Raw genomic sequence first — 25,060 nt, 5'->3', positions numbered from 1 at the left:
TTGTAATCAATTTGAAGATGATATTATTTTTTAATATAAATCCATTTTGTATAAACGAAACTTAAAATGATTCCAATAATACTTATTATTACTAATAACCATGTATGGGGCGGTGTATATTTAAGTGTAATTGTCTTTTGTCCTTGCTCTACAGGAATTACTGTCATGATACCATTACCTTTTTTAACTGGTAATGTTTTGCCTTTGTCTGTATAAGCTTTCATTCCATCTCTATAAGGCATTGGCAATACGAGGTAGCCTTCATCATTTTTATTTTTTTTAATTGTATAATGACGTGGATTTTGTGAAACTTTCACAGAATGTAGTTGTTTATGTGCTTTCTTTAATACATCGTAGTTTTCTCCATAAATTCCTTTAACATTAAAGCGATAATTACCTTTAGATAATTTTATATTCAAGTCTTGCACAGATTTTACTCGCATCGTTACTGGAGTGACAAAACGTCTATATTTATAAGATAGGTTATTACGATGTTGATTATATTCATTCACACCAACATTGTGAGCCTTGTCTGGCCCTAACAATTCAACATCCATCTCTACATAGAGATCTTCATACTGATTTGCAATAGATGCTGGTAACTGATAATGGACACCTCCACCATCCTTAGAAACGGTTAATTTATTTTTTTGTGTACGCTTTGCATTAATTAAATTGGTAGAAGTTTCTGATAGTAAGTTTTTATTTGGTGTGAACTGTTGATTTGTAGAATATTCATCTGCTTGATCAAAAACTACCCCCTGTAACATAGCTTGTTCTTTATCCATAGGCGATTTGAGATCTTTTTTATCGAATACTTTATTTGTAATGTGCGCACTTGGATAATTGGCTTTATTTGTTGAATGTATAAAGGATTCCTCATCAGAATGTTTGATTGTACTATGCTTAGAAAAGCCATAGGGGATATTCTTGTCTTCTGGGCGACGTATACGATCATTGACATCCCAAAGTGCCATCAAATTTGCTCTATTTGAAAGTAGACGATAAGTGCTGTTTTTATCCGTATGCATATTGATTTGTAATGTTTTATCATAATACTTTAAAATGTCGCCATCGAAAATGCTTGAATATAATGCAATACCGTTAAAATGATATATCATTGGTGAATTCAAGCCGTATTGTGACATGTAATCAATTCTACTGAATGGATCGTCTTGATGCTGTTTAATTTTATCTATTTTATTCGCTAGTGCAGGACTTTTATATTTTGAATCATGCATTGATGAAACAGTTGATTCGTATTTTTGAACATTATTGAAATGGTCGTTATCTAAAATAATCGCTTGTTGAATAATGAATAATATGATTAGCACAATAGACGGCCATTTTAATTTGAATAGTGATTTTTTATAAAGCAATATGCCGATAAAAATCATAATTACGAGACAGATGCCCATCCATGTCATTTTCTGGTCTTTAACGATCATTTGTATGATTCCCATAATCATTAATACTGGAAGGGAAGCGAATATATACGACTTCAAAGATAATTCAGATAAATAATGAATGAACAATGCTATTAATCCAGCAGTAGTAAGTGCAAATATATAAACCCAACGGCGTTCAGGCGTTGAGAACCCATTAAACATACTATCGAAAAGAGGGGTTAGTGACCCTATAAGCATGATCCAAGTTGCAATCGCAAAAAGTTTATAATAATAATGTTGATATAGTTTAAAAGATAGTAAGGCAATGAGTGCGATGATAGTCACAGTGATATAAAATCCGTTTGTAAAAAAATGTTTTTGTCGTGCGAAATCTGTAATGACACCAAAATTAAAATTAGGATTACTTACTCTATCATTGTTTAAAAAAGAAGAAACGCCAGTATAAAAGCCCCAAATAGCAATTAAAGAACTTAATATAACAGCTGTAGGAATCATCCAAAGTTGTTGTTTCCTAGTAACAATATCTTTTGCATGAGGAAATACACATCTATAGATAAAGTAAGTCAAAATTACAATGGCTTCGTAATAACTAAAATAAAAATTAGAAAATAATGTTAAAGCAATAGAAAAAATAAATAATCCTATTTTTCTCTCTTTGTAAAACCGTTCAATACCGAGCAAAGATAGGGGAAGAAAAATTAATAAATCTCCATAATATGACCAAGTAAAATTAAAATAAATAACGGTTGTTGAAGCTGCATATAACATTGAAGCCAAAAATACTATGTGTTTTTTGAGCTTGATATAATTAAAGAAATAGAACGCAACGATAAATGTAGCGATGCATTTGAAAAAAGCTACTATTAATTGATTGCTTGCCCAATACGTGATGTCGCTAGGGTTGCTATTAAATATTACTTCAGATAACCATACGAATAAAAAATTAATTAGTACAAAAGGTGAGGTTGCGTAGTAATAGGATAAATCTTTAACATAATCTCCACCTAAACCAAAAGAATGGTCATAAAAACTTTTGAATTGGCTAAGGTGTTCGTAAAGATACATTTGGAAAGGCATCATTTGCCTAAAACCATCACCATGACCACTAAATACAGTACCGTCAGTTAAATAGCGATAAATATACGGTGTGAACGTTAATAAAGCTACGCCGACGCCCATTAAAAGAATTGTTAAAAATCTTGTTAGTTTGTGGGACCAAATTCTATGAAACACGGTCATACCTCATCTCAGATAAACTCCTTTATTTAAGTTTAGATTTTTTCTTTAGACACCAAAAAATACTTATTAAGATACTTATAACTGAAATTATAATCATCGTAAACCAATATTTAGGGCGGTATTTAATGATAATTTCACTATCTTGTTTAGTGACTGGCACGCCAGTCATCATATAATTTACTTTTTTAGGTTTTACTTTTTTATGATCTACATAAGCCACCATACCGTCACGATATGGAATGTTAATCGTTGCGATTCCCTTTGTATGTGGTGCTAACTTCACTTTTACTCCATTTTTAATATCATTATAATAATGATTTTGTTTCGTGTTATAGGCTTTTTTGAGTTTGTTATAATTTTCACCATGAAGACTTTGAATTGCAAAATAATAACTACCTCTAGGGTTAATAGCTATGTTAATATTACCATCTTTGTCTGGTTGTGTCCTATATAGTTGGTTTTCAACACCAGTTTTATAGGTCGAATTGTTATACAACCGGTGGTTAGCATAATTATTTATATTAATTGTATAATTACTGTCGGGTTGACCACGTCGAACTTTTAAATTTAAATAAAAGTCTGAATAACGTTTTCTTATGTGATTTGGGACGTGAATTTTAATCTGACCTTGGTTTTTGGTCAGATAGATTTGTTGATTATTTTTCACTTTTATATTTTGGTAAGATATTTTAGTCGCATCGATAAGGTTTTGTGCGTTATCCGTGTAAGGTTTACCTGAATTTTTTATAACAACACCATCCAACATCGCATGTTCTCGATCGATAGGCGTTTTTAAAGTATCGGAATTATATATTTGATTAGTCACTTTTACAGTAGGCAAGTTTAAAGTATTCTCATAAATGTGGTATTGTCCCTCACTTTTTACATTTTTAAAATAACTAGGCACATTGTTTTCGTAATCTTTTAACATTAAATATTTCATTGAAAATAAACTGCTAATATTTTGTCGTCCATTAGTACTTTGGTATCTACTCACTGATTCAGATTGAAGGTTAATTTTCAAATCATCATAGTAATAGTCTAAAATGTTATGATGAAAAATACTTGAATATAAACTTGAACCTTTAAAGAATTGATACATCGGTGTGTTATCTTGTTCATTAACACGCCAATCGATACGTTCGTCTTCCGTTTTTGAATGATTCATTTCAGAGACTAATTGTCTTTGTAACGGTGTGTTAAATAGACTTGCATTTACATAATAGCGATTTGCTCGTTCAACATGGTCTTCAAAATAAATTTGATTGCGTATAAAAACGGCTACAACAAGTGTTGCTAATATCAGTATGGCAGTATAATAAAAATAAATGAAACGTTTACGATAAGCTGGAGCTTTAAGACACAGTACTAGCAAGCCTATCAAACAAACAATAGGTGTAAACCAGAGCCATGAAACAAAATCATCATAAATCCACGCGCTCACAAAAACAAAACTTAAACTGATGATTGAAGAAAAAATATAGTTTTTAATTGTTAACGTGCTAAAGTATTTTACATATAGCCCAATGAGCAATGCAGCATTAAAAGCAATTAGATAATGCCATCTTTTTTGAGGAGCAGAAAAACCATTAAAGAGCTGATCGACAAATGGTAAATAATTAGCACCTATAGTAAGAATCATAAAAATTGCAAATAACTTAAAATAAAAATGCTTGTATAGTTTAAATGATAACAGTGCTTGTATTACTATAAATAAAATGACTATTAAGTAATTGTCATAAAATACATTCGTGTTTTGGTTGAAAGGTTCTAAAAAATCTACGTCTCCATTAAAAGGTATACGTCTGTTATTGGTATAAGCACGTAAACCGTGATAAAAAAAGAAAAGACTGCAACCAAGTGCTAAAATTGCAGCAATGAAGATGGTATATATTGCTTTAAACCTAGGAACGATATCATGTCTATGTTTAAAGATTAGTCTAACTGTAAAATAGATTAGACCTACGATGAGTTGATAATACGCAAAATAAAAGTTATTTATTAAGGAAACTGTGACTACGATGATAAACATGGCTTTTTTTTCTTTTTGTAAAAATAATTCAATAGACCATAAGAGTAGCGGTAATAATATAAAAATATCACTGAAAAATGGCCAATATACAGTAAATCTAAAATAGAGTGGTGATATGACAAAAAGATATGACGTTAGTACTGCGATGCTTTTATTTTGAGTAATATAGCGTACAAAACCAAAAGTTGCTAACATCGCTAATGTTGATTTAAAAATGGACAATACAATAGCATTTGTCATCCAAAACATAATGTCTTGCGTGTCCCAATCAATCGCTAACTTTATGAGAAAGATGAAAATTACATTAAGTATAAACAAAATATTGGTTGAAAAATAGTAACTTAGGTCAGTGAAAAAATCTCCACCTAATCCGAAATCAGTGGCGTAAAACCATTGACCTTGACTCCATTTATCATACAAATACATTTGCATCGGTATCATTTGTTCCATGCCATCATTGGGCCCCGTAAATAAAACACCCTCATTTATAAATCTATAGATAACATAGCCATGTCCAATGATTGCTAATATAAAGCATAATAATATGTAAAAAAGCATCCTTTTCATGAGTAGTCTCCTGTAATCGAATTATTATTAATTCTATTGTAACGATTTTTAGATTTATTGATAAAAATTACCATTATTTAATTTAAGAAAATTAATTTAAATATTATACTTATTTTGAAATTTAGTATTGATAAGATACTCAGTTGGTTAGTTTCACTACAATTCTAGACAATTTGGTAATTATTATAGGAAAATAGTGTGAATGAGTTTTTTAATAAAGTAAATACAAATTTTTATTTATAACTATTCACCCCTCATGTTATGATTTTAAGGTCAATGAATGGTATGAGTAAAATATATAATTTTGAAACATAAACGTATGAGAAAGGTGATGTACATGGTAATTCAATGGTATCCAGGGCATATGGCGAAAGCAAAACGAGAAGTTGCAGAACAATTAAAGAAAGTAGATGTTGTTTTTGAACTAGTAGATGCTCGTATTCCTTATAGTTCAAGAAACCCAATGATAGATGATGTTATACAGCAAAAACCGAGAGTAGTGATTTTGAATAAAAAAGACATGGCGAATTTAAAAGAATTAGAAAAATGGGAGTCTTATTTTAAAGAAAAAGGCTATTATCCTGTGGCGATTGATGCTAAACATGGAAAAGGACTAAAATTAGTAGAACAAGCAGCTATTAAAGCAACACAAGAAAAATTTGATCGTGAAAAGAAAAAAGGATTAAAACCACGTGCGATTCGTGCGATGATCGTCGGCATTCCTAATGTTGGGAAATCTACACTTATTAATAAGTTAGCCCACAAATCTATTGCTAAAACTGGAAATACACCTGGTGTTACAAAGCAACAACAATGGATCAAAGTTGGCAATTCGCTCCAATTATTAGATACACCAGGTATACTTTGGCCCAAATTTGAAGACCAACTCGTAGGAAAAAAACTAAGTATTACAGGTGCGATTAAAGATAGTATCGTTCATTTAGATGAAGTTGCCATTTACGGTCTTGAATTTTTAAAAGCGCATGATTATGAAGGATTGAAAAATCATTATAAAATAGATGTACCGATAGAAGCAGAAAATATAGAATGGTTTGATGCTATTGGACGTCGTAGAGGATTGTTGCGTAGTGGTAATGAAGTTGACTATGAAGCGGTCATTGAATTAATCATACATGAAATTAGAAATGCGAAAATAGGAACATATACGTTTGATGTTATTAAAGAAATGGAAGTGTAACGTGAATTTATGAAGCAAACGATAAAAGATATTAAAGACCACTTAGCCACCTTACACTCAGTTAATGAAATCCAGCTTCAACCATTTTATAAAGATGACCGTAAAGGTGTCCAAAAAGCCATAGCAACACGAATCAAGCAACTAGATAAGGAACAACAATTATTAAATCAATATCAAGCTATGACTTTTTATGAAAATCAAATATTAGCAAATGATGGAAATGCGATGATTTGTGGTATCGATGAAGTAGGCAGAGGCCCACTCGCAGGACCAGTTGTTGCATGTGCGGTGATATTAAATCATGATCATCACTTTACAGGCCTCAATGATTCGAAGCAACTGACCGCCAAAAAAAGAAAAGTATTAGAGTGCCAATTATTAGATGAATTACATGCTTATGCATTCGGCTATGCCACTGTAGAAGAAATTGATGAAATCAACATTTATGAAGCGACAAAATTAGCTATGAAACGTGCGATCAACGGATTGCCTGTTCAGCCAACCCATTTACTCATTGATGCGATGACACTAGAAACAGATATCGATCAAACATCACTTGTGAAAGGTGATGCTAAAAGTGTATCAATTGCTGCAGCAAGTGTCCTAGCTAAAGAAAATAGGGACAGATATATGACGCAGCTTGCACAAAAGTTTCCGGAGTACGGGTTTGAAAAAAACGTTGGTTACGGAACGCAACAACATTTAGATGCAATTAAAAATCATGGCATTTTAAATGCCCACAGAAAAACATTTCAACCAATTAAATCGCTTTATAAATAATCTAAAAATTAAAAGAATTGAAATAAGTAGTTTAAATCAGTTTACAATAGCGCTTTCATTTCCTATAATTAAATATGAACTTAACCTAAGAAACAGGAGGATGGAGAATGAATATCCACGAGTATCAAGGTAAAGCAATATTTCGTTCAATGGGCGTTGCTGTCCCAGAAGGACGTGTAGCATTTACTGTTGAAGAAGCAGTTGAAAAGGCAAAAGAATTAGATTCAAATGTATATGTTGTAAAAGCGCAAATTCACGCGGGGGGTAGAGGTAATGCAGGCGGCGTTAAAATTGCAAAATCACTATCTGAAGTGGAAACATATGCGAAAGAATTATTAGGTAAAACATTAGTAACACATCAAACAGGGCCAGAAGGTAAAGAAATTAAGCGCCTTTACATAGAAGAAGGCTGCGACATTCAAAAAGAATATTATGTTGGATTTGTAATCGATCGTGCAACTGACAGAGTAACTTTGATGGCATCAGAAGAAGGCGGTACTGAAATCGAAAAGGTTGCTGCAGAGACACCTGAAAAAATCTTCAAAGAAACAATCGATCCAGTTGTTGGATTAGCGCCTTATCAAGCAAGAAGAATTGCTTTCAATATTAATATTCCTAAAGAATCAATTAATAAAGCAGCTAAATTTTTAGTATCACTTTATAATGTATTTATTGAAAAAGATTGTTCAATTGTTGAAATCAACCCACTTGTAACTACAGGTGATGGACAAGTACTTGCATTAGATGCAAAACTTAATTTTGATGATAATGCGTTATTTAAACATAAAGATATCCAAGAATTACGCGATTTAGAAGAAGAAGATCCAAAAGAAATCGAAGCTTCTAAATATGATTTATCATACATTGCATTAGATGGCGACATTGGTTGTATGGTAAATGGTGCTGGTCTAGCAATGGCGACAATGGATACAATTAATCACTTTGGTGGTAATCCAGCGAACTTCCTTGACGTAGGGGGCGGTGCAACGAAAGAAAAAGTTACTGAAGCGTTTAAAATCATATTAGGTGATGAAAACGTAAAAGGTATCTTTGTTAATATCTTTGGTGGTATTATGAAATGCGATATCATTGCTGAAGGTATTGTTGCTGCAGTTAAAGAAGTTGAACTAACTTTACCGTTAGTTGTACGTTTAGAAGGTACAAATGTTGAAAGAGGTAAAGAAATTCTGAATGAATCAGGATTAGCTATTGAACCAGCTGCAACAATGGCAGAAGGCGCACAAAAAATCGTAAAACTTGTAAAAGAAGCGTAAGGAAAGGATGGGAACGCTAAGATGAGCGTAATGATAGATAAAAATACAAAAGTAATTGTACAAGGTATCACAGGGTCTACTGCACTTTTCCATACAAAACAAATGCTTGAATATGGTACGCAAATTGTTGCAGGGGTAACTCCAGGTAAAGGTGGACAAGTAGTAGAAGGCGTACCAGTTTTCAATACTGTTGAAGAAGCTAAAGAAGAAACTGGTGCAACTGTTTCAGTAATCTATGTACCTGCTCCATTTGCAGCAGATGCTATTTTAGAATGTATTGAAGCTGAGTTAGATTTAGCTATATGTATCACGGAGCATATTCCAGTTATCGATATGGTTAAAGTAAAACGTTATTCAGAAGGCAAGAAAACACGTGTGATTGGACCAAACTGTCCAGGTGTTATTACTGCAGATGAATGTAAGATTGGTATCATGCCTGGTTATATACACAAAAAAGGCCATGTGGGCGTCGTTTCACGTTCAGGTACATTAACTTATGAAGCTGTACATCAGTTGACTGAAGAAGGCATTGGTCAAACTACTGCAGTAGGTATCGGAGGAGATCCAGTTAACGGTACTAACTTTATTGATGTATTAAAACAATTTAATGAAGATGATGAAACGAAAGCAGTTGTTATGATTGGTGAAATCGGTGGTACTGCTGAAGAAGAAGCTGCCGAATGGATTAAAGCTAACATGAATAAACCTGTTGTAGGTTTCGTTGGTGGACAAACAGCTCCTCCAGGAAAACGTATGGGTCATGCTGGCGCAATTGTTTCTGGCGGTAAAGGTACAGCAGAAGAGAAAATTAAAACACTAAACAGTTGTGGTGTGAAAACTGCTGATACACCATCAGAAATTGGCACAACATTAATTGATGCTGCAAAAGAAGCTGGTATCTATGAACAGTTACTTACTATTAAATAAAGCAATTTAATAATAGAATAGCTTAAAAATGAGCACAAACTCCTAAAATATGTTGGAGTTTGTGCTATTTTCAGTGTTTGAATTTTGTATGGTGTTGAAGTAGTGTGGGGTACGTATTTAAATCTCTTCTTAAAACTAGATTACAAATACAGTCTAAATGAATTTAATTTGTAAACAAACTTTATATCGTTTTACTTTATAATTATTTTATAAAGGAGTACGATATATGAACATAGATTATTTATTTTTAAAATTGCGTTTCTCAGGATTGTCCACACATCAAATACATCGATTGCTGAAATATAAGAATGATTTTATGTTTTACAATAAACACGAGCAGCAAGCAATATTACAACTATATTTATCAACAATTAAATCTAAAAAGAAAGATCAAATATATCAAGATTTTGTAAACAATCCCATTGATGCCATTCTTATTCAATTACATAAATGGAACATTAATTTTATTGGTATTAACCATCCATCATATCCGAAATTGCTTCGCGAAATACATGATCCTCCACTTATACTTTTTTATAAAGGAGATATCACGTTAACAACGCGTGATCAAACCCTTGCAATCGTTGGATCTAGACATGCTACTCGATATACAGGGGATGCATTGAAATTCCTTTTCCCTTCATTTAAAAAGAAAGATCTAACCATAGTCTCTGGATTAGCAGAAGGTGCAGACCAAGCAGCACATCAACATGCATTAGACAATCAAATGTCAGCGATTGCGGTGTTAGGATTTGGCCATCTTAATCATTATCCCAAATCAACGCAAAATATTAGAAATCAACTTGAGCGCACTGGCTTAGTCATAAGTGAATATTTACCATATCAAAAGCCGCTTAAACATCATTTTCCAGAAAGAAATAGATTAATTAGTGGTTTATCAAAAGGGGTTTTGATTACAGAATCTACAATTAAAAGTGGTACTTCTATTACGACTAATTGTGCATTAGAACAAAATAGAGAAGTATATGTTTTGCCAGGTTCGATGTTCAATGATATGACAATGGGGAACTTAATAAGTGCGCAAGAAGGGGCGAAAATTGTTATATCTGCGAAAGACATCATAGATGATTTTAACTAAAATTTAGATCAATGTATTTATTTGAACAATTGTTTTATAGTTGAAAAAGATGTGTATAAACAGTGTCTTTTCCTTTATTTAATTCTAAATACGCCTTTGATTAAATAAATTTAAAATTAAAAACATTGACAAAAACAAAATAGACCGTTTATCATTTATCTTTGTAATTAGAAATGCAAGGGGGTAACTACTTTGGCAGAAAATTTAGTCATAGTTGAATCGCCTGCAAAAGCTAAAACCATTGAAAAATATTTAGGTAAAAAATATAAAGTTATCGCATCTATGGGGCATGTAAGAGATTTGCCAAGAAGCCAAATGGGCGTAGATGTAGAAAATGACTATGAACCCAAATATATTACTATACGCGGTAAGGGCCCTGTTGTTAAGGAATTAAAAAAACATGCTAAGAAAGCAAAAAATATATTCTTAGCAAGTGACCCCGACCGTGAAGGTGAGGCAATTGCTTGGCATTTAGCGAATATATTGAATTTAGAAGACGCTACTGAAAATAGAGTAGTATTTAATGAAATAACCAAAGATGCAGTGAAACAAAGTTTTAAACATCCTAGAGGCATAGAAATGGAACTTGTGGATGCACAACAAGCTAGAAGAATTTTAGACCGTTTAGTTGGTTATAATATTTCTCCTGTTTTATGGAAGAAAGTTAAAAAAGGACTTTCTGCTGGTCGCGTACAATCTGTCGCATTAAGATTAGTCATTGATCGTGAAAATGAAATTAGAAATTTTAAACCAGAAGAATATTGGAAAATAGAAGGAGAATTTAGATATAAAAAATCTAAATTTAGTGCTAAATTCTTACATTATAAAAACAAGCCATACAAATTAACTAATAAAAATGATGTTGAGACGATTACATCACAGCTTGATGGGGATCAATTTGAAGTTACAAAGGTAACAAAAAAAGAAAAGACGCGTTATCCTGCCAATCCATTTACGACTTCAACACTTCAACAAGAAGCTGCAAGAAAATTGAATTTCAAAGCGCGTAAAACAATGATGCTTGCCCAACAATTATATGAAGGTATTGACTTGAAAAGACAAGGTACAGTTGGTTTAATCACTTATATGCGTACAGATTCTACTAGAATTTCTGAACAAGCTAAAAGTGAAGCCAAGGATTATATTAAAGACACTTATGGTAATGAATATACTTCGAATCGTAAATCTAAAGGTCAAGGAGATCAAGATGCACACGAAGCTATAAGACCATCAAGTACTTTACGTACACCTAGCGAAATGAAAAATTATTTAACTAGAGATCAACATAGACTGTATAAATTAATTTGGGAGCGTTTTGTAGCAAGTCAAATGGCACCTGCTATTTTAGATACAGTAGCATTAGATTTAACACAAAATGATTTGAAATTCAGAGCAAATGGGCAAACAATTAAATTCAAAGGTTTTATGACTTTATACGTTGAAACAAAAGATGATGGAGATGAAGGTAAAGAAAATAAATTACCTAATATCAATGAAGGTGAAATGGTTACAGCAACCAATATTGAACCTTCACAACATTTCACTCAACCTCCACCACGTTATACAGAAGCAAGATTGGTAAAAACTTTAGAAGAAATGAAAATTGGTCGTCCTTCAACTTATGCACCGACAATTGATACTATACAAAAAAGGAACTATGTTAAAAATGAAAGTAAACGGTTTGTTCCTACCGAATTAGGCGAAATTGTTCATGAACAAGTAAAAGAATATTTCCCAGAAATTATAGATGTAGATTTTACAGTTAATATGGAGACATTACTCGATAAAGTTGCAGAAGGTGAAATTGCTTGGAAAAAAGTTATTTCAGATTTCTATAATAGTTTTAAGCAAGATGTTGAACGTGCAGAGGAAGAAATGGAAAAAATAGAAATTAAAGATGAACCTGCAGGAGAAGATTGTGAAGTTTGCGGTGCACCAATGGTTATAAAAATGGGTCGATATGGTAAATTTATGGCATGTTCAAACTTCCCTGATTGTAGAAACACTAAAGCAATCGTCAAAACAATTGGTGTGACTTGCCCTAAATGTAAAGAGGGCGATGTCGTTGAACGTAAGTCTAAGAAAAATCGTATCTTCTATGGTTGTTCTAAATATCCCGAATGTGATTTTGTAACTTGGGATAAACCTATTGGACGTGATTGTCCAAAATGTGAACATTATTTAGTTGAGAAAAAACAAGGACGTAAAAGTCAGGTTGTTTGCTCAAATTGTGATTACAAAGAAGAAGAACAAAAATAACAAATATATAAATTGATTATTAGAAAAGGAAACTGTATTTTTTAATAATATTTAGCAACTTACGATTCATATTTATAATGTAGAGATATGTTATTTAGCTTATAAAATAGTGTCGTAGTTGCTATTTTTTTGTATAGGAGGATATATATATGACTCAAATTGTCAATGTTGTAGGGGCTGGCTTAGCTGGCTCAGAAGCCGCTTATCAATTAGCGCAAAGAGGCATTCATGTAAATTTAATTGAAATGAGGCCAGTTAAACAAACGCCGGCACATCATACAGATAAATTTGCTGAATTAGTTTGTTCCAATTCATTACGTGGCAATGCGCTTACGAATGCCGTGGGTGTATTGAAAGAAGAAATGCGTCGAATGGATTCATTGGTTATAACTGCAGCAGACAAAGCGCGTGTTCCTGCTGGTGGTGCGTTAGCTGTAGATAGACATGATTTTGCAGGGTATATTACTGAAACATTGAAAAACCATCCGAATGTAACTGTAATTAATGAAGAAATTAACACTATACCTGATGGATATACAATCATTGCTACTGGTCCATTAACAACAGATCAATTAGCTCAAGAAATTGTTGACGCAACAGGTAAAGATCAACTATATTTTTATGATGCTGCAGCACCGATTATTGAAAAAGATAGTATTGATATGAATAAAGTTTATTTAAAGTCACGTTATGATAAAGGTGAAGCTGCTTATTTAAATTGTCCGATGACGGAAAAAGAGTTTAACAGATTTTATGATGCTTTATTAGAAGCAGAGGTCGCACCAGTGAATGAATTTGAAAAAGAAAAATATTTCGAAGGTTGTATGCCATTTGAAGTAATGGCAGCACGTGGACGTAAAACGTTATTGTTTGGTCCGATGAAACCAGTTGGCTTAGAAGATCCCAAGACTGGCGAAATACCATATGCAGTTGTACAGTTACGTCAAGACGATGCTGCTGGTACTTTGTATAATTTAGTAGGGTTTCAAACACATCTAAAGTGGGGTGCACAAAAAGAAGTACTTAGATTGATACCAGGTTTAGAGAATGTTGAAATTGTTCGATATGGTGTCATGCATAGAAACACATTTATTAACTCCCCTGATGTACTCACTGAAACTTATGAATTAAAAGGAAGAGAATCTCTTCATTTTGCTGGTCAAATGACTGGTGTAGAAGGTTATGTAGAAAGTGCAGCAAGCGGCTTGATTGCTGGTATCAACGTAGCTCATAAAGTTGAAAATAAAGGAAGGGTTATTTTCCCTAGAGAAACGATGCTGGGTAGCATGGCTTATTATATTGCTCATGCGAAAAATGAAAAAAACTTCCAGCCGATGAATGCCAATTTTGGTTTGCTACCGGATATAGATGAAAAAATTAAAGATAAAAAAATAAGATATGAACAACTTGCTCATAGAGCTTTGACATATTTGGACAACTTTAAAGAAACATTATGATGTTAATATAGTGAAATATTGATTCAGAAAATTAAAAAAAGTTTTTCTCAATTTAATAGTTATGTTTCGCAGTTCCCTCTATCGATATGCTACAATTTATATCGATGGAGGGGTTTTTATTGGAAGAAATCCAACAAGCTTATTTATACATGCTTAAAGTAGAACGACATTTTTCTGAACATACATTGAAATCATATCATGATGATTTAGAGCAATTTAATGATTTTTTAAATCAAGAGCATTTAAGCTTAGCTAATTTTGAATATAAAGATGCTAGAAATTACCTAAGTTTTTTATATTCAAAAAACTTGAAAAGAACATCGGTTTCTCGTAAAATTTCTACGCTGAGAAGTTTTTATGAGTATTGGATGGTACAAGACGAAAGTGTCATAAATCCATTTATACAATTAGTTCATCCGAAAAAAGAACAATATTTACCGCACTTTTTTTATGAAGAAGAAATGGAAGCATTATTTAAAACAGTAGATAAAGATTTAAAAAAAGGATTAAGAGATCGTGTTATTTTGGAGCTTTTATATGCTACTGGTATCAGGGTATCAGAGTTAGTAAATATCAAAGAGCAAGATTTGGATATGAATTTACCAGGTGTTAAAGTTTTAGGTAAGGGTGGTAAAGAAAGGTTTATCCCTTTCGGTGAATTTTGTAAACAAAGTATTGAACATTACTTAGAAGCATTTAGTCCTAAAAAAGGTACTGAACACGACTATTTGTTAGTTAACATGAACGGTGCGCCTATCACTGAGCGTGGCATTCGTTATGTGTTAAATGATGTAGTGAAACGAACTGCAGGTGTAACAGATATACATCCGCATAAATTAAGACATACATTTGCTACACATATGTTAAATCAGGGTGCTGACTTAAGAACAGTGCAATCATTACTAGGACATGTCAATTTATCGACGACAGGTCGTTATACACATGTTACGAATGATCAATTAAAAAAAGTATATTTAAATGCACATCCTCGTGCAAAAAAGGAGAATTAAAATATGAGTACATCTATTCATGCGACAACTATTTACGCAGTACAACATAATGGACATTCGGCAATGGCTGGTGACGGACAAGTAACACTTGGCGAACAAGTTATTATGAAAAAAACCGCTAGAAAAGTTCGACGCTTATATAATGATAAAGTGTTAGCTGGATTCGCAGGTAGTGTGGCAGATGCTTTTACACTATTTGAAAAGTTCGAGACAAAATTACAACAGTTTAGCGGTAATTTAGAAAGAGCCGCTGTTGAGTTAGCGCAAGAATGGAGAGGCGATAAACAGTTAAGACAGCTAGAAGCGATGCTTATTGTGATGGATAAAGATTCAATACTAGTCGTAAGTGGTACTGGAGAAGTTATTGCGCCAGATGATGATTTAATTGCAATTGGATCCGGTGGCAATTATGCCTTAAGTGCAGGTAGAGCATTAAAACGTCATGCTACTGATTTAAGTGCGCGTGAGATGGCATATGAAAGTTTAAAGGTTGCCTCTGATATTTGCGTGTTTACGAATGACCAAATCGTTGTGGAAGAACTTTAAAAAACTTATATTTTAAAATATGTTGTAATAACAAAAAGTAAAAATTTATGAAATAAATGTATAATAAATAATGGATTTTTGAAGAAAATAAAGTAACGGAGGTATTTCTCATATGGAGTCGAATGGTATTAAATTAACGCCAAAAGATATCGTTTCAAAACTTAACGAATATATAGTTGGTCAAGATGACGCTAAACGCAAGGTAGCAGTAGCATTAAGAAATAGATATAGACGAAGCCTACTTTCTGACGAAGAGAAACAAGAAATTGCACCGAAAAACATTTTAATGATTGGACCAACTGGCGTAGGGAAAACTGAAATTGCGCGACGCATGGCTAAAGTGGTTGGTGCGCCTTTTATTAAAGTAGAAGCTACGAAATTCACCGAAGTAGGATACGTTGGGCGTGACGTTGAAAGTATGGTTAGAGACTTAGTTGATATTGCTGTTAGATTGGTAAAAGAGCAAAAAAAAGCGTTAGTTGAAGATGAAGCGCGAAGTAAAGCAAACGAAAAATTAGTTAAACTTTTAGTTCCAAGCATGAAGAAGAAAGCAAATAGCACTAACAGTAACAACCCTTTAGAGTCTCTTTTTGGCGGAGCAATACCTAATTTTGGTCAAAATAATGAGGACGATGATGAAGAAACGCCAACTGAAGAAATCAAAACAAAGCGTTCTGAAATCAAACAACAATTATTAAATGGTTCACTTGAAGAAGAAAAAGTGAGATTAAAAGTCGAACAGGACCCAGGTGCTTTAGGTATGTTAGGTACAAATCAAAACCAACAAATGCAAGATATGATGAACCAACTAATGCCTAAGAAAAAAGTGGAAAGAGAAGTCCCTGTCAAAACTGCTCGAAATATTTTGACTGATGAATATGCGGATGAACTGATTGACCAAGAAACTGCCAATCAAGAGGCCATTGAGCTAGCCGAACAAATGGGAATTATTTTTATTGACGAAATAGATAAAGTAGCTACTAACAATCAAAATTCAGGTCAAGATGTTTCGCGACAAGGTGTACAAAGAGATATTTTACCTATACTTGAAGGTAGCATGGTTCAAACTAAATATGGTACTGTTAATACTGAACATATGCTATTCATTGGTGCTGGTGCATTCCATGTTTCAAAACCAAGTGATTTAATACCTGAATTACAAGGTCGATTCCCAATTCGTGTTGAATTAGAAAGCCTGTCTGTGGAAGACTTTGTAAGCATTTTAACTGAACCCAAATTATCATTGATTAAACAGTATGAAGCGCTACTCCAAACGGAACAAGTAACGGTGAATTTCACTGAAGAAGCGATTAAACGTTTGGCAGAGATTGCCTTTCAAGTTAACCAAGATACAGATAATATTGGTGCGCGTAGATTGCATACAATACTTGAAAAAATGTTAGAAGATTTATCGTTCGAAGCACCGAGCATGCCACATGCCGTTGTAGATATCACACCTCAATATGTTGATGATAAGTTGAAATCAATTTCAACAAATAAAGATTTAAGTGCATTTATTTTATAATATAAACAAAAAGGAGAAGTAATATGAGCTTATTATCAAAAACAAGAGAATTAAATACACTTTTGCAAAAGCACAAAGGAATCGCTGTAGACTTTAAAGACGTCGCACAAACGATAAGTAGTGTAACAGTGACAAATGTTTTCATTGTGTCAAGAAAAGGTAAAATTTTAGGATCAAGTTTAAATGAATTGTTAAAAAATGAACGTATTATTCAAATGCTAGAAAATAGACACATACCTGTGGAATATACAGATAAGTTAATGGATGTAAAAGAAACAGAATCCAATATTGGAATCGAAAGTGATCTTTCAGTTTTTCCACCTGAAAACGAAGATGTATTTAAAGATAGTAAGTCAACTATCTTTCCAATATTAGGTGGCGGAGAAAGACTAGGTACGTTAGTGCTAGGACGTGTACAAGACGACTTTTCTGAAAATGATCTTGTTTTAGGTGAGTATGCGGCTACAGTTATTGGTATGGAAATTCTGCGTGAAAAACATAATGAAGTTGAACAAGAAGCTAGAGATAAAGCTGCGATTAATATGGCAATCAATTCATTATCATACTCAGAAAGTGAAGCGATTGAACATATTTTTGAAGAATTAGGTGGTAAAGAAGGCTTGTTGATTGCTTCTAAAGTAGCTGACAGGGTTGGAATTACACGTTCTGTGATTGTTAATGCATTGCGTAAGTTAGAAAGCGCAGGAGTTATTGAATCACGTTCATTAGGTATGAAAGGTACGTTTATTAAAGTTAAAAAAGAAAAATTCTTAGATGAATTAGATAGAATAAAATAAAATGTAGAATCACTTTTAAATGTGATTGCTATATACGCTTTCATATCATTTAGTATATCCATGCGTTATGCGTTTATTTAGTGAATATGTAAAAAATAAATACAATATCATTTTATAATGGAAACTGCTTACTATATAAAGTGTTACAGTGATATTTGAATTGATAAAAATATGACTTGAATCTTCACTATTATAAATGAGAAATTATAAGCTGAACTATTGCTTTATATGTATGAATATGATATATTTATTCACGGCTATTAAGCCAATACGCACATAGAGAGCGGAAGTATAAAGGGTGCGATAAATTGTTATCGTGTTTATATGAGCTTTTTATGGAGGTAAAAAACCAATAGGAGGATTTTATTTATGGCAGTAATTTCAATGAAACAATTACTAGAAGCAGGTGTTCACTTCGGTCACCAAACACGCCGTTGGAACCCAAAAATGAAAAGATACATCTTCACTGAAAGAAACGGTATCTACATTATCGACTTACAAAAAACAGTGAAGAAAGTAGAAGAAGCTTACAACTTTATAAAACAAATTTCAGAAGATGGCGGAAAAGTTTTATTTGTTGGTACGAAAAAACAAGCACAAGAATCAGTGAAAGCTGAAGCTGAACGTGCTGGTCAATTCTACGTTAACCAAAGATGGTTAGGTGGTATTTTAACTAACTATAAAACAATTTCAAAACGTATCAAACGTATTTCTGAAATTGAAAAAATGGAAGAAGATGGCTTATTCGAAGTATTACCTAAAAAAGAAGTAGTAGAACTAAGAAAAGAATATGACCGTTTAATTAAATTCTTAGGCGGAATTCGTGATATGAAATCTATGCCTCAAGCATTATTTGTAGTTGACCCTCGTAAAGAGCGCAACGCAATTGCTGAAGCACGTAAATTACACATCCCAATCGTTGGTATTGTGGATACTAACTGTGATCCAGATGAGATCGATTATGTTATCCCTGCAAACGATGATGCTATCCGTGCCGTTAAGTTATTAACAGGTAAAATGGCAGATGCAATCTTAGAAGGTCAACAAGGTGTATCAAATGAAGAAGTAGCGGCTGAACAAAACATTGATTTAAATGAATCAAAAGAAGAAGCTACTGAAGCAGAAACAACTGAAGAAAACACTTCTGTTGAATCAAACTAAGAATAATGTAAAATGGGTGATAAGATATTTAAGCTTATCACCTTTTTTTAAAATAAATATATTAAAATTCATTAAATAATGGAGGAATATGAAATGGCAATTTCAGCTAAACTTGTAAAAGAATTACGTGAAAAAACTGGCGCTGGTATGATGGACTGTAAAAAAGCGTTGACAGAAACTGATGGTGATATTGATAAAGCTATTGATTACCTACGTGAAAAAGGTATTGCGAAAGCAGCTAAAAAAGCTGACCGTATCGCTGCAGAAGGACTAGTACATGTAGAAGAAAAAGGAAATGAAGCGGCAATCGTAGAAATTAATTCAGAAACTGACTTCGTAGCACGTAACGAAGGTTTCCAAGAATTAGTGAAAGAAATTGCTACACAAGTGTTAGAGAGTAAAGCTGATACTGTTGAAGCTTTATTAGAATCTGAATTAGCTGACGGTAAAACTGTAGACCAACGCATGAAAGAAGCAATCTCTACAATCGGAGAAAAATTAAGTATCCGTCGTTTTGCTGTTAGAACAAAATCAGATAATGATGCATTTGGTTCATATTTACACATGGGTGGACGTATCGGTGTATTAACAGTTGTTGAAGGTACTACTGATAGCGATGCTGCTAAAGATGTAGCTATGCATATTGCTGCGATAAACCCTAAATATGTTTCATCTGAACAAGTAAGTGAAGATGAAATTGCTCATGAAAAAGAAGTATTGAAACAACAAGCTTTAAACGAAGGCAAACCAGAAAAAATTGTTGAAAAAATGGTTGAAGGTCGTTTACGTAAATATTTACAAGAAATTTGTGCAGTTGACCAAAACTTTGTTAAAGATCCTGATCAAACAGTTGAAGCTTTCTTAAAATCAAAAGGTGGAAAACTAGTTGACTTCGTACGTTATGAAGTAGGCGAAGGTATGGAAAAACGTGAAGAAAACTTTGCTGACGAAGTAAAAGGACAAATGAAATAATATTTCATAGTTTGAACAAGAAAGAAGACACCTTTTTGTGCTCCGTATGAAAGACTTACTTTTATATTGGAAGTTCTACTGTGTCTTCTTTACTTGTATCAAATACATATTTTCACAATAGAGAGGATAAGACAATGGCTCAAACTTCTAAATATAAACGTGTCGTTTTAAAATTAAGTGGTGAAGCACTAGCAGGTGAAGATGGATTCGGGATAAATCCCATAATTATTAAAAGTGTTGCTCAACAAGTAGCTGAGGTAGCAAAAATGGATTGTGAAATTGCAGTGATTGTTGGCGGAGGTAATATCTGGAGAGGTAAAACTGGTAGTGATTTAGGTATGGATCGTGGTACAGCAGATTATATGGGGATGCTAGCTACTGTTATGAATGCTTTAGCACTACAAGACAGTTTGGAACAATTAGAGTGTGATACACGTGTATTAACTTCTATAGAGATGAAACAAGTTGCAGAACCTTATATTCGTCGTCGCGCAATTAGACACTTAGAGAAAAAGCGTGTTGTTATATTTGCTGCTGGCATAGGTAATCCATACTTCTCAACTGACACAACTGCAGCTTTACGTGCTGCTGAAGTTGAAGCAGATGTTATCTTAATGGGCAAAAATAATGTTGATGGTGTCTATTCTGCAGATCCTAAAAAAGATGAAAATGCGGTTAAATATGAACATTTAACACATATTCAAATGTTACAAGAAGGCTTACAAGTCATGGACTCAACAGCATCTTCTTTCTGTATGGATAACAATATCCCGTTGAATGTATTCTCTATCACAGAAGAAGGAAATATTAAACGCGCTGTTATGGGTGAAAAAATAGGAACATTAATTACAAAATAATTTAGAGGTGTATAAAATGAGTGACATAATTAATGACACGAAAACAAAGATGAAAAAATCAATTGATAGTCTTTCAAGAGAGTTAGCTAATATTAGTGCTGGTAGAGCAAATTCAAACCTTTTAAACGGTGTTACTGTTGATTATTATGGAGCACCAACACCTATTCAACAATTAGCGAGTATCAATGTACCAGAAGCTCGTCTTTTAGTCATTTCACCATACGACAAAACATCAGTGGCTAATATTGAAAAAGCAATTAATGCAGCAAACTTAGGCGTAAACCCATCTAGTGATGGTGAGGTCATTCGTATAAGTGTGCCTGCATTAACAGAAGAACGTCGTAAAGAGCTTGTAAAAGAAGTTAAAAAAATTGGTGAAGATTCTAAAGTTGCAGTTAGAAACGTACGCCGTGATTCGAATGACGAACTTAAAAAGCAAGAGAAAAACGGTGACATCACTGAAGATGACTTAAGAACTCAAACGAATGAAGTACAAAAAATAACTGACGATTCTATAAATGACATTGATAAATTATTAGAAGAAAAAGAACAAGATATTATGTCAGTATAAACATGGTAATTATGATATGTTTTTTGTGAGTAAATACTCAACATTAAGTTGTTTGGTATTGAAAATGAAGCATATTATAAATTTATCTGAACTGTATCAAATCAGACTTTGGTACAGTTTTTTTATTTGTTTATTCATTGCGCTTATCTAGTATGATAAAATGATAGATAATTGCATTTAGAAGCTAATTTAATAAGCAGAGATGATAACGCTCGGAGGAAATACCATGTTTAAAAAGCTAAACAAGAAAAAAAACCAGCCTAATGCATCCAACAATGAGTTGGATCTACATAATGTACCTAATCATATAGCAATTATTATGGATGGCAATGGACGCTGGGCTAAACAAAGAAAATTGCCTAGAATCAAAGGCCATTATGAAGGTATGCAAACGATTAAAAAAATAACTAAAGAAGCTAGTGATTTAGGTATTAAATATTTAACGTTGTATGCATTTTCAACTGAAAATTGGACAAGACCTAAAAATGAAGTCAATTATATCATGAATTTGCCGGTTAACTTTTTAAAAACCTTTTTACCTGAATTAATAGAAAATAATGTTAAAGTAGAAACGATTGGTTTTTTAAATGATTTACCAACTGCAACACTTGAAGCGATTAATAAGGCAAAAGAACAGACCAAAGCAAACACAGGTTTAAAATTAATTTTTGCAATTAACTATGGCGGACGTGCTGAAATTGTCCATAGTGTAAAATCAATTTATGAAAAATTATCTTCAGAAGGCTTATCCAGTGATCATATTACAGAGCAATTGATTAACGAACATTTAATGACCCACGATTATCCTGATCCAGACCTTTTAATTAGAACCTCAGGTGAGCAACGAATTAGTAACTTTCTTATCTGGCAAGTGTCTTACAGTGAATTTATATTCAATGAAAAATTTTGGCCAGATTTTGACAAAGAAGAATTAATAAACTGTATTAAAATTTATCAATCTCGTCAAAGACGTTTTGGGGGATTATAAATAGTTAGGAGAATAGTATGAAAGTTAGAACTTTAACAGCAATAATAGCACTTATTGTTTTTCTACCTGTATTGTTAAAGGGTGGCCTTGTACTAATGCTTTTTTCTTATTTATTAGCATTTATAGGTCTCAAAGAATTGTTGAATATGAATATGATAAAGTTCCTATCCATCCCAGGAATTATAAGTGCATTAGGAATATTAATTATTATGATACCGCAAGAAGCAGGTACATGGGTAAACGATTTACAATTAAAATCTTTAATAGCAATGAGTTTTATTTTACTCAGTTATACAGTACTTTCTAAAAATAGATTTAGTTTTATGGATGCTGCCTTTTGTTTAATGTCTATAGCTTATGTAGGGATAGGCTTCATGTATCTATATGAAACTAGATCAGAAGGATTACATTACATACTTTTAGCTTTCTTAATTGTGTGGTCTACAGATACTGGCGCGTATATTTTTGGTAGATTAATGGGTAAACATAAATTATGGCCTGTCATCAGTCCCAATAAAACAATTGAAGGATTTATTGGCGGTATTATTTGTAGTTTGATAGTTCCGCTTGTAATGATGATGTTTATAGATTTTGATATTGCAATATGGTTACTACTGTTATGTACGGTTATTTTAAGTATGTTTGGTCAGTTAGGAGACTTAGTAGAGTCAGGCTTTAAACGTCATTTTGGTGTGAAGGATTCTGGACGCATTTTACCTGGTCACGGTGGTATATTAGATCGATTTGATAGTTTTATGTTTGTCTTACCATTATTAAACATATTCTTAATATAAGTGATTTTAAGGTAAACGAAGTGCCAATAAAATTGTATAATTGAACAATAAAAGGAGTTATGAATTTAAATGTCGATGAGAAATCAAATGAAACATTTAAGTTTTTAACTCCTTTTCATAAGTTTTTAAAATATGTTACAGAGATATTAAGTGTTAAGTCATGATAATTTTTTCTACTGCATAAAGTTACGTGTATCAGCTAGTATTGTTATGTTATAATTTTATAATCAAAAGCATTAAAATAGCTTATATATTATAGCAATATAAAAAATAATGGAACAATCTTACGGAAAATATGAGGTGTATCAATTTGAGTTTTCTAGTGACAATTATTTCTTTTATAATCGTATTTGGTGTTCTTGTAACAGTTCATGAATACGGTCATATGTTTTTTGCAAAAAGAGCTGGCATTATGTGTCCAGAATTTGCAATTGGAATGGGGCCAAAAATTTTTAGTTTCAGAAAAAATGAAACTTTATATACCATTCGTTTATTGCCTGTTGGAGGATATGTAAGAATGGCAGGTGACGGGTTGGAGGAACCACCCGTTCAACCAGGTATGCATGTAAAGATAAAATTAAATGATAAAGATGAAATCACACATATCATTTTAGATAATCAACATAAGTTCCAACAAATTGAAGCAATGGAAGTTAAACAATGTGATTTTAAAGAAGATTTATACATTGAAGGTGTAACTGCATATGATCAGCAAAGACATCATTATCAAATTGCTGACAAAGCCTATTTTGTTGAGAATGGTAGTTTAATTCAAATAGCTCCCAAAAACCGACAATTCACACACAAAAAGCCTTATCAAAAATTCTTAACACTGTTTGCTGGCCCATTATTTAACTTTTTACTTACATTAGTATTATTTATTGGCTTAGCTTATTATCAAGGTACACCAACAAATACAGTTGATAAAGTGGCGCAAGATAGCCCAGCAGCACACGCAGGCTTAAAAACAGGTGATACTATCGTGAAAATTGCTGACAAATCTATCAATAGTAAATCTGATATAGATCAAGCAATATCACAGGTTAAAGACAAAAAGACACAAATTAAAGTAGAACGAGATGGTAAAACAGAAACCTTGCAAGTAAAACCAAAAAAATATGAACAAAAAGTAACTAAAACACATTCAGAAACTAAATATTTGTTAGGTTATACTGCTTCTACAGAACATACGGTATTTAAACCGATTACTGAAGGCGTAAAGCAAACAATTGTAGCTGGAAAACTGATATTTACCGCGATTTTAAGCATGATTGCGAGCATTTTCACCGGTCAATTTTCATTTGATATGTTAAATGGTCCAGTCGGTATCTATCATACAGTTGACTCTGTTGTTAAAACAGGTATTATTAATTTGATTTCTTGGACAGCTTTACTAAGCGTCAATTTAGGTTTAATGAATTTATTACCAGTCCCAGCACTTGATGGCGGACGAATCTTATTTGTAATATATGAAGCGATTTTCAGAAAACCATTAAACAAAAAAGCAGAAACGACAATTATTGCAATTGGTGCAGTATTTGTATTAATTGTAATGGTCTTAGTGACGTGGAATGACATTCAACGTTATTTCTTATAAA

At 32.7% G+C, this 25,060-nt stretch carries 20 protein-coding genes; 18 read left to right on the top strand and 2 right to left on the bottom strand.

The features are described 5' to 3' along the window. Nucleotides 1-23: 23 nt before the first annotated feature. Nucleotides 24-2,642, bottom strand: a complete 2,619-nt coding sequence (locus JG554_RS07975; protein WP_238394751.1) for a YfhO family protein — start codon at nucleotides 2,640-2,642, stop codon at nucleotides 24-26. Between the two features lie 28 nt (nucleotides 2,643-2,670). After that, entirely contained in the window at nucleotides 2,671-5,247 is a 2,577-nt protein-coding gene (locus JG554_RS07970) for a YfhO family protein (protein ID WP_107360318.1), read from the bottom strand. A 337-nt stretch (nucleotides 5,248-5,584) separates the two neighbouring features. Here JG554_RS07970 and ylqF point away from each other — a divergent pair, with 337 nt between their 5' ends. The 18 genes from ylqF (at nucleotide 5,585) to rseP (ending at nucleotide 25,059) form a co-directional block, all read left to right on the top strand. Beyond that, nucleotides 5,585-6,445 (top strand): ribosome biogenesis GTPase YlqF, encoded by an 861-nt coding sequence (gene ylqF, locus JG554_RS07965; protein WP_107360319.1) that lies wholly within the window; start codon nucleotides 5,585-5,587, stop codon nucleotides 6,443-6,445. A 9-nt stretch (nucleotides 6,446-6,454) separates the two neighbouring features. Further along, nucleotides 6,455-7,225: a ribonuclease HII gene (locus tag JG554_RS07960; RefSeq protein WP_064209036.1), complete on the top strand. Its 771-nt coding sequence runs from the start codon at nucleotides 6,455-6,457 to the stop codon at nucleotides 7,223-7,225. A 107-nt stretch (nucleotides 7,226-7,332) separates the two neighbouring features. Beyond that, nucleotides 7,333-8,499 (top strand): ADP-forming succinate--CoA ligase subunit beta, encoded by a 1,167-nt coding sequence (gene sucC / locus JG554_RS07955; RefSeq protein WP_046208647.1) that lies wholly within the window; start codon nucleotides 7,333-7,335, stop codon nucleotides 8,497-8,499. A 21-nt stretch (nucleotides 8,500-8,520) separates the two neighbouring features. Next, a complete protein-coding gene (gene sucD, locus JG554_RS07950; RefSeq protein ID WP_046208646.1) occupies nucleotides 8,521-9,426 on the top strand; it encodes a succinate--CoA ligase subunit alpha in 906 nt (301 codons plus the stop codon). A gap of 226 nt (nucleotides 9,427-9,652) precedes the next feature. Next, nucleotides 9,653-10,525: a DNA-processing protein DprA gene (gene dprA, locus JG554_RS07945; protein WP_046208645.1), complete on the top strand. Its 873-nt coding sequence runs from the start codon at nucleotides 9,653-9,655 to the stop codon at nucleotides 10,523-10,525. A gap of 192 nt (nucleotides 10,526-10,717) precedes the next feature. Continuing rightward, nucleotides 10,718-12,784, top strand: coding sequence for a type I DNA topoisomerase (gene topA, locus JG554_RS07940; RefSeq protein WP_046208644.1), 2,067 nt, complete (start codon nucleotides 10,718-10,720; stop codon nucleotides 12,782-12,784). A 149-nt stretch (nucleotides 12,785-12,933) separates the two neighbouring features. Beyond that, on the top strand, nucleotides 12,934-14,241 hold the full coding sequence (gene trmFO, locus JG554_RS07935) for an FADH(2)-oxidizing methylenetetrahydrofolate--tRNA-(uracil(54)-C(5))-methyltransferase TrmFO (RefSeq protein WP_107360260.1): 1,308 nt from the start codon (nucleotides 12,934-12,936) through the stop codon (nucleotides 14,239-14,241). A 119-nt stretch (nucleotides 14,242-14,360) separates the two neighbouring features. Further along, the gene (gene xerC, locus JG554_RS07930) at nucleotides 14,361-15,251 is read left to right on the top strand and encodes a tyrosine recombinase XerC (RefSeq protein ID WP_046208642.1); all 891 of its coding nucleotides are present in this window, start codon (nucleotides 14,361-14,363) and stop codon (nucleotides 15,249-15,251) included. 3 nt (nucleotides 15,252-15,254) lie between these two features. After that, nucleotides 15,255-15,797 carry an ATP-dependent protease subunit HslV gene (hslV, locus tag JG554_RS07925; protein WP_046208641.1) on the top strand — a complete coding sequence of 181 codons (543 nt, stop codon included), beginning with the start codon at nucleotides 15,255-15,257 and terminating at the stop codon, nucleotides 15,795-15,797. 112 nt (nucleotides 15,798-15,909) lie between these two features. Further along, nucleotides 15,910-17,322: an ATP-dependent protease ATPase subunit HslU gene (gene hslU, locus JG554_RS07920; RefSeq protein WP_046208640.1), complete on the top strand. Its 1,413-nt coding sequence runs from the start codon at nucleotides 15,910-15,912 to the stop codon at nucleotides 17,320-17,322. A 23-nt stretch (nucleotides 17,323-17,345) separates the two neighbouring features. Further along, nucleotides 17,346-18,119, top strand: coding sequence for a GTP-sensing pleiotropic transcriptional regulator CodY (gene codY, locus JG554_RS07915; protein WP_046208639.1), 774 nt, complete (start codon nucleotides 17,346-17,348; stop codon nucleotides 18,117-18,119). Nucleotides 18,120-18,488: 369 nt separating this feature from the next. Continuing rightward, nucleotides 18,489-19,280 (top strand): 30S ribosomal protein S2, encoded by a 792-nt coding sequence (gene rpsB / locus JG554_RS07910; RefSeq protein WP_040030607.1) that lies wholly within the window; start codon nucleotides 18,489-18,491, stop codon nucleotides 19,278-19,280. A gap of 93 nt (nucleotides 19,281-19,373) precedes the next feature. Then, nucleotides 19,374-20,252: a translation elongation factor Ts gene (tsf, locus tag JG554_RS07905; protein ID WP_046208638.1), complete on the top strand. Its 879-nt coding sequence runs from the start codon at nucleotides 19,374-19,376 to the stop codon at nucleotides 20,250-20,252. 134 nt (nucleotides 20,253-20,386) lie between these two features. Beyond that, nucleotides 20,387-21,109: a UMP kinase gene (pyrH, locus tag JG554_RS07900; RefSeq protein ID WP_019468449.1), complete on the top strand. Its 723-nt coding sequence runs from the start codon at nucleotides 20,387-20,389 to the stop codon at nucleotides 21,107-21,109. A 16-nt stretch (nucleotides 21,110-21,125) separates the two neighbouring features. Beyond that, nucleotides 21,126-21,680, top strand: a complete 555-nt coding sequence (frr, locus tag JG554_RS07895) for a ribosome recycling factor (protein WP_046208636.1) — start codon at nucleotides 21,126-21,128, stop codon at nucleotides 21,678-21,680. Nucleotides 21,681-21,906: 226 nt separating this feature from the next. Further along, the gene (locus JG554_RS07890; RefSeq protein WP_046208635.1) at nucleotides 21,907-22,668 is read left to right on the top strand and encodes an undecaprenyl pyrophosphate synthase; all 762 of its coding nucleotides are present in this window, start codon (nucleotides 21,907-21,909) and stop codon (nucleotides 22,666-22,668) included. 17 nt (nucleotides 22,669-22,685) lie between these two features. Further along, complete coding sequence (locus JG554_RS07885; RefSeq protein WP_064209034.1) at nucleotides 22,686-23,462, top strand: phosphatidate cytidylyltransferase; 777 nt, start codon at nucleotides 22,686-22,688, stop codon at nucleotides 23,460-23,462. Between the two features lie 310 nt (nucleotides 23,463-23,772). Next, entirely contained in the window at nucleotides 23,773-25,059 is a 1,287-nt protein-coding gene (rseP, locus tag JG554_RS07880) for an RIP metalloprotease RseP (protein ID WP_107360261.1), read from the top strand. Nucleotide 25,060: the final 1 nt, after the last annotated feature.

Origin of the sequence: Staphylococcus sp. 11-B-312, assembly GCF_016743055.1 — a bacterium.
Taxonomy (GTDB): domain Bacteria; phylum Bacillota; class Bacilli; order Staphylococcales; family Staphylococcaceae; genus Staphylococcus; species Staphylococcus ureilyticus.
Note: the sequence above shows the minus strand (reverse complement) of the source record. Positions and strands in the feature narration are given on the sequence as shown.

What these genes read in the sequence shown, in the direction of transcription:
- pyrH (WP_019468449.1), top strand. Translation starts at nt 20,387, where the DNA reads ATGGCTCAAACTTCTAAATATAAACGTGTCGTTTTAAAATTAAGTGGT.
- ylqF (WP_107360319.1), top strand. Translation starts at nt 5,585, where the DNA reads ATGGTAATTCAATGGTATCCAGGGCATATGGCGAAAGCAAAACGAGAA.
- rpsB (WP_040030607.1), top strand. Translation starts at nt 18,489, where the DNA reads ATGGCAGTAATTTCAATGAAACAATTACTAGAAGCAGGTGTTCACTTC.
- JG554_RS07960 (WP_064209036.1), top strand. Translation starts at nt 6,455, where the DNA reads ATGAAGCAAACGATAAAAGATATTAAAGACCACTTAGCCACCTTACAC.
- trmFO (WP_107360260.1), top strand. Translation starts at nt 12,934, where the DNA reads ATGACTCAAATTGTCAATGTTGTAGGGGCTGGCTTAGCTGGCTCAGAA.
- codY (WP_046208639.1), top strand. Translation starts at nt 17,346, where the DNA reads ATGAGCTTATTATCAAAAACAAGAGAATTAAATACACTTTTGCAAAAG.
- hslV (WP_046208641.1), top strand. Translation starts at nt 15,255, where the DNA reads ATGAGTACATCTATTCATGCGACAACTATTTACGCAGTACAACATAAT.
- sucD (WP_046208646.1), top strand. Translation starts at nt 8,521, where the DNA reads ATGAGCGTAATGATAGATAAAAATACAAAAGTAATTGTACAAGGTATC.
- JG554_RS07885 (WP_064209034.1), top strand. Translation starts at nt 22,686, where the DNA reads ATGAAAGTTAGAACTTTAACAGCAATAATAGCACTTATTGTTTTTCTA.
- JG554_RS07970 (WP_107360318.1), bottom strand. Translation starts at nt 5,247, where the DNA reads ATGAAAAGGATGCTTTTTTACATATTATTATGCTTTATATTAGCAATC.
- sucC (WP_046208647.1), top strand. Translation starts at nt 7,333, where the DNA reads ATGAATATCCACGAGTATCAAGGTAAAGCAATATTTCGTTCAATGGGC.
- dprA (WP_046208645.1), top strand. Translation starts at nt 9,653, where the DNA reads ATGAACATAGATTATTTATTTTTAAAATTGCGTTTCTCAGGATTGTCC.
- frr (WP_046208636.1), top strand. Translation starts at nt 21,126, where the DNA reads ATGAGTGACATAATTAATGACACGAAAACAAAGATGAAAAAATCAATT.
- hslU (WP_046208640.1), top strand. Translation starts at nt 15,910, where the DNA reads ATGGAGTCGAATGGTATTAAATTAACGCCAAAAGATATCGTTTCAAAA.
- tsf (WP_046208638.1), top strand. Translation starts at nt 19,374, where the DNA reads ATGGCAATTTCAGCTAAACTTGTAAAAGAATTACGTGAAAAAACTGGC.
- JG554_RS07890 (WP_046208635.1), top strand. Translation starts at nt 21,907, where the DNA reads ATGTTTAAAAAGCTAAACAAGAAAAAAAACCAGCCTAATGCATCCAAC.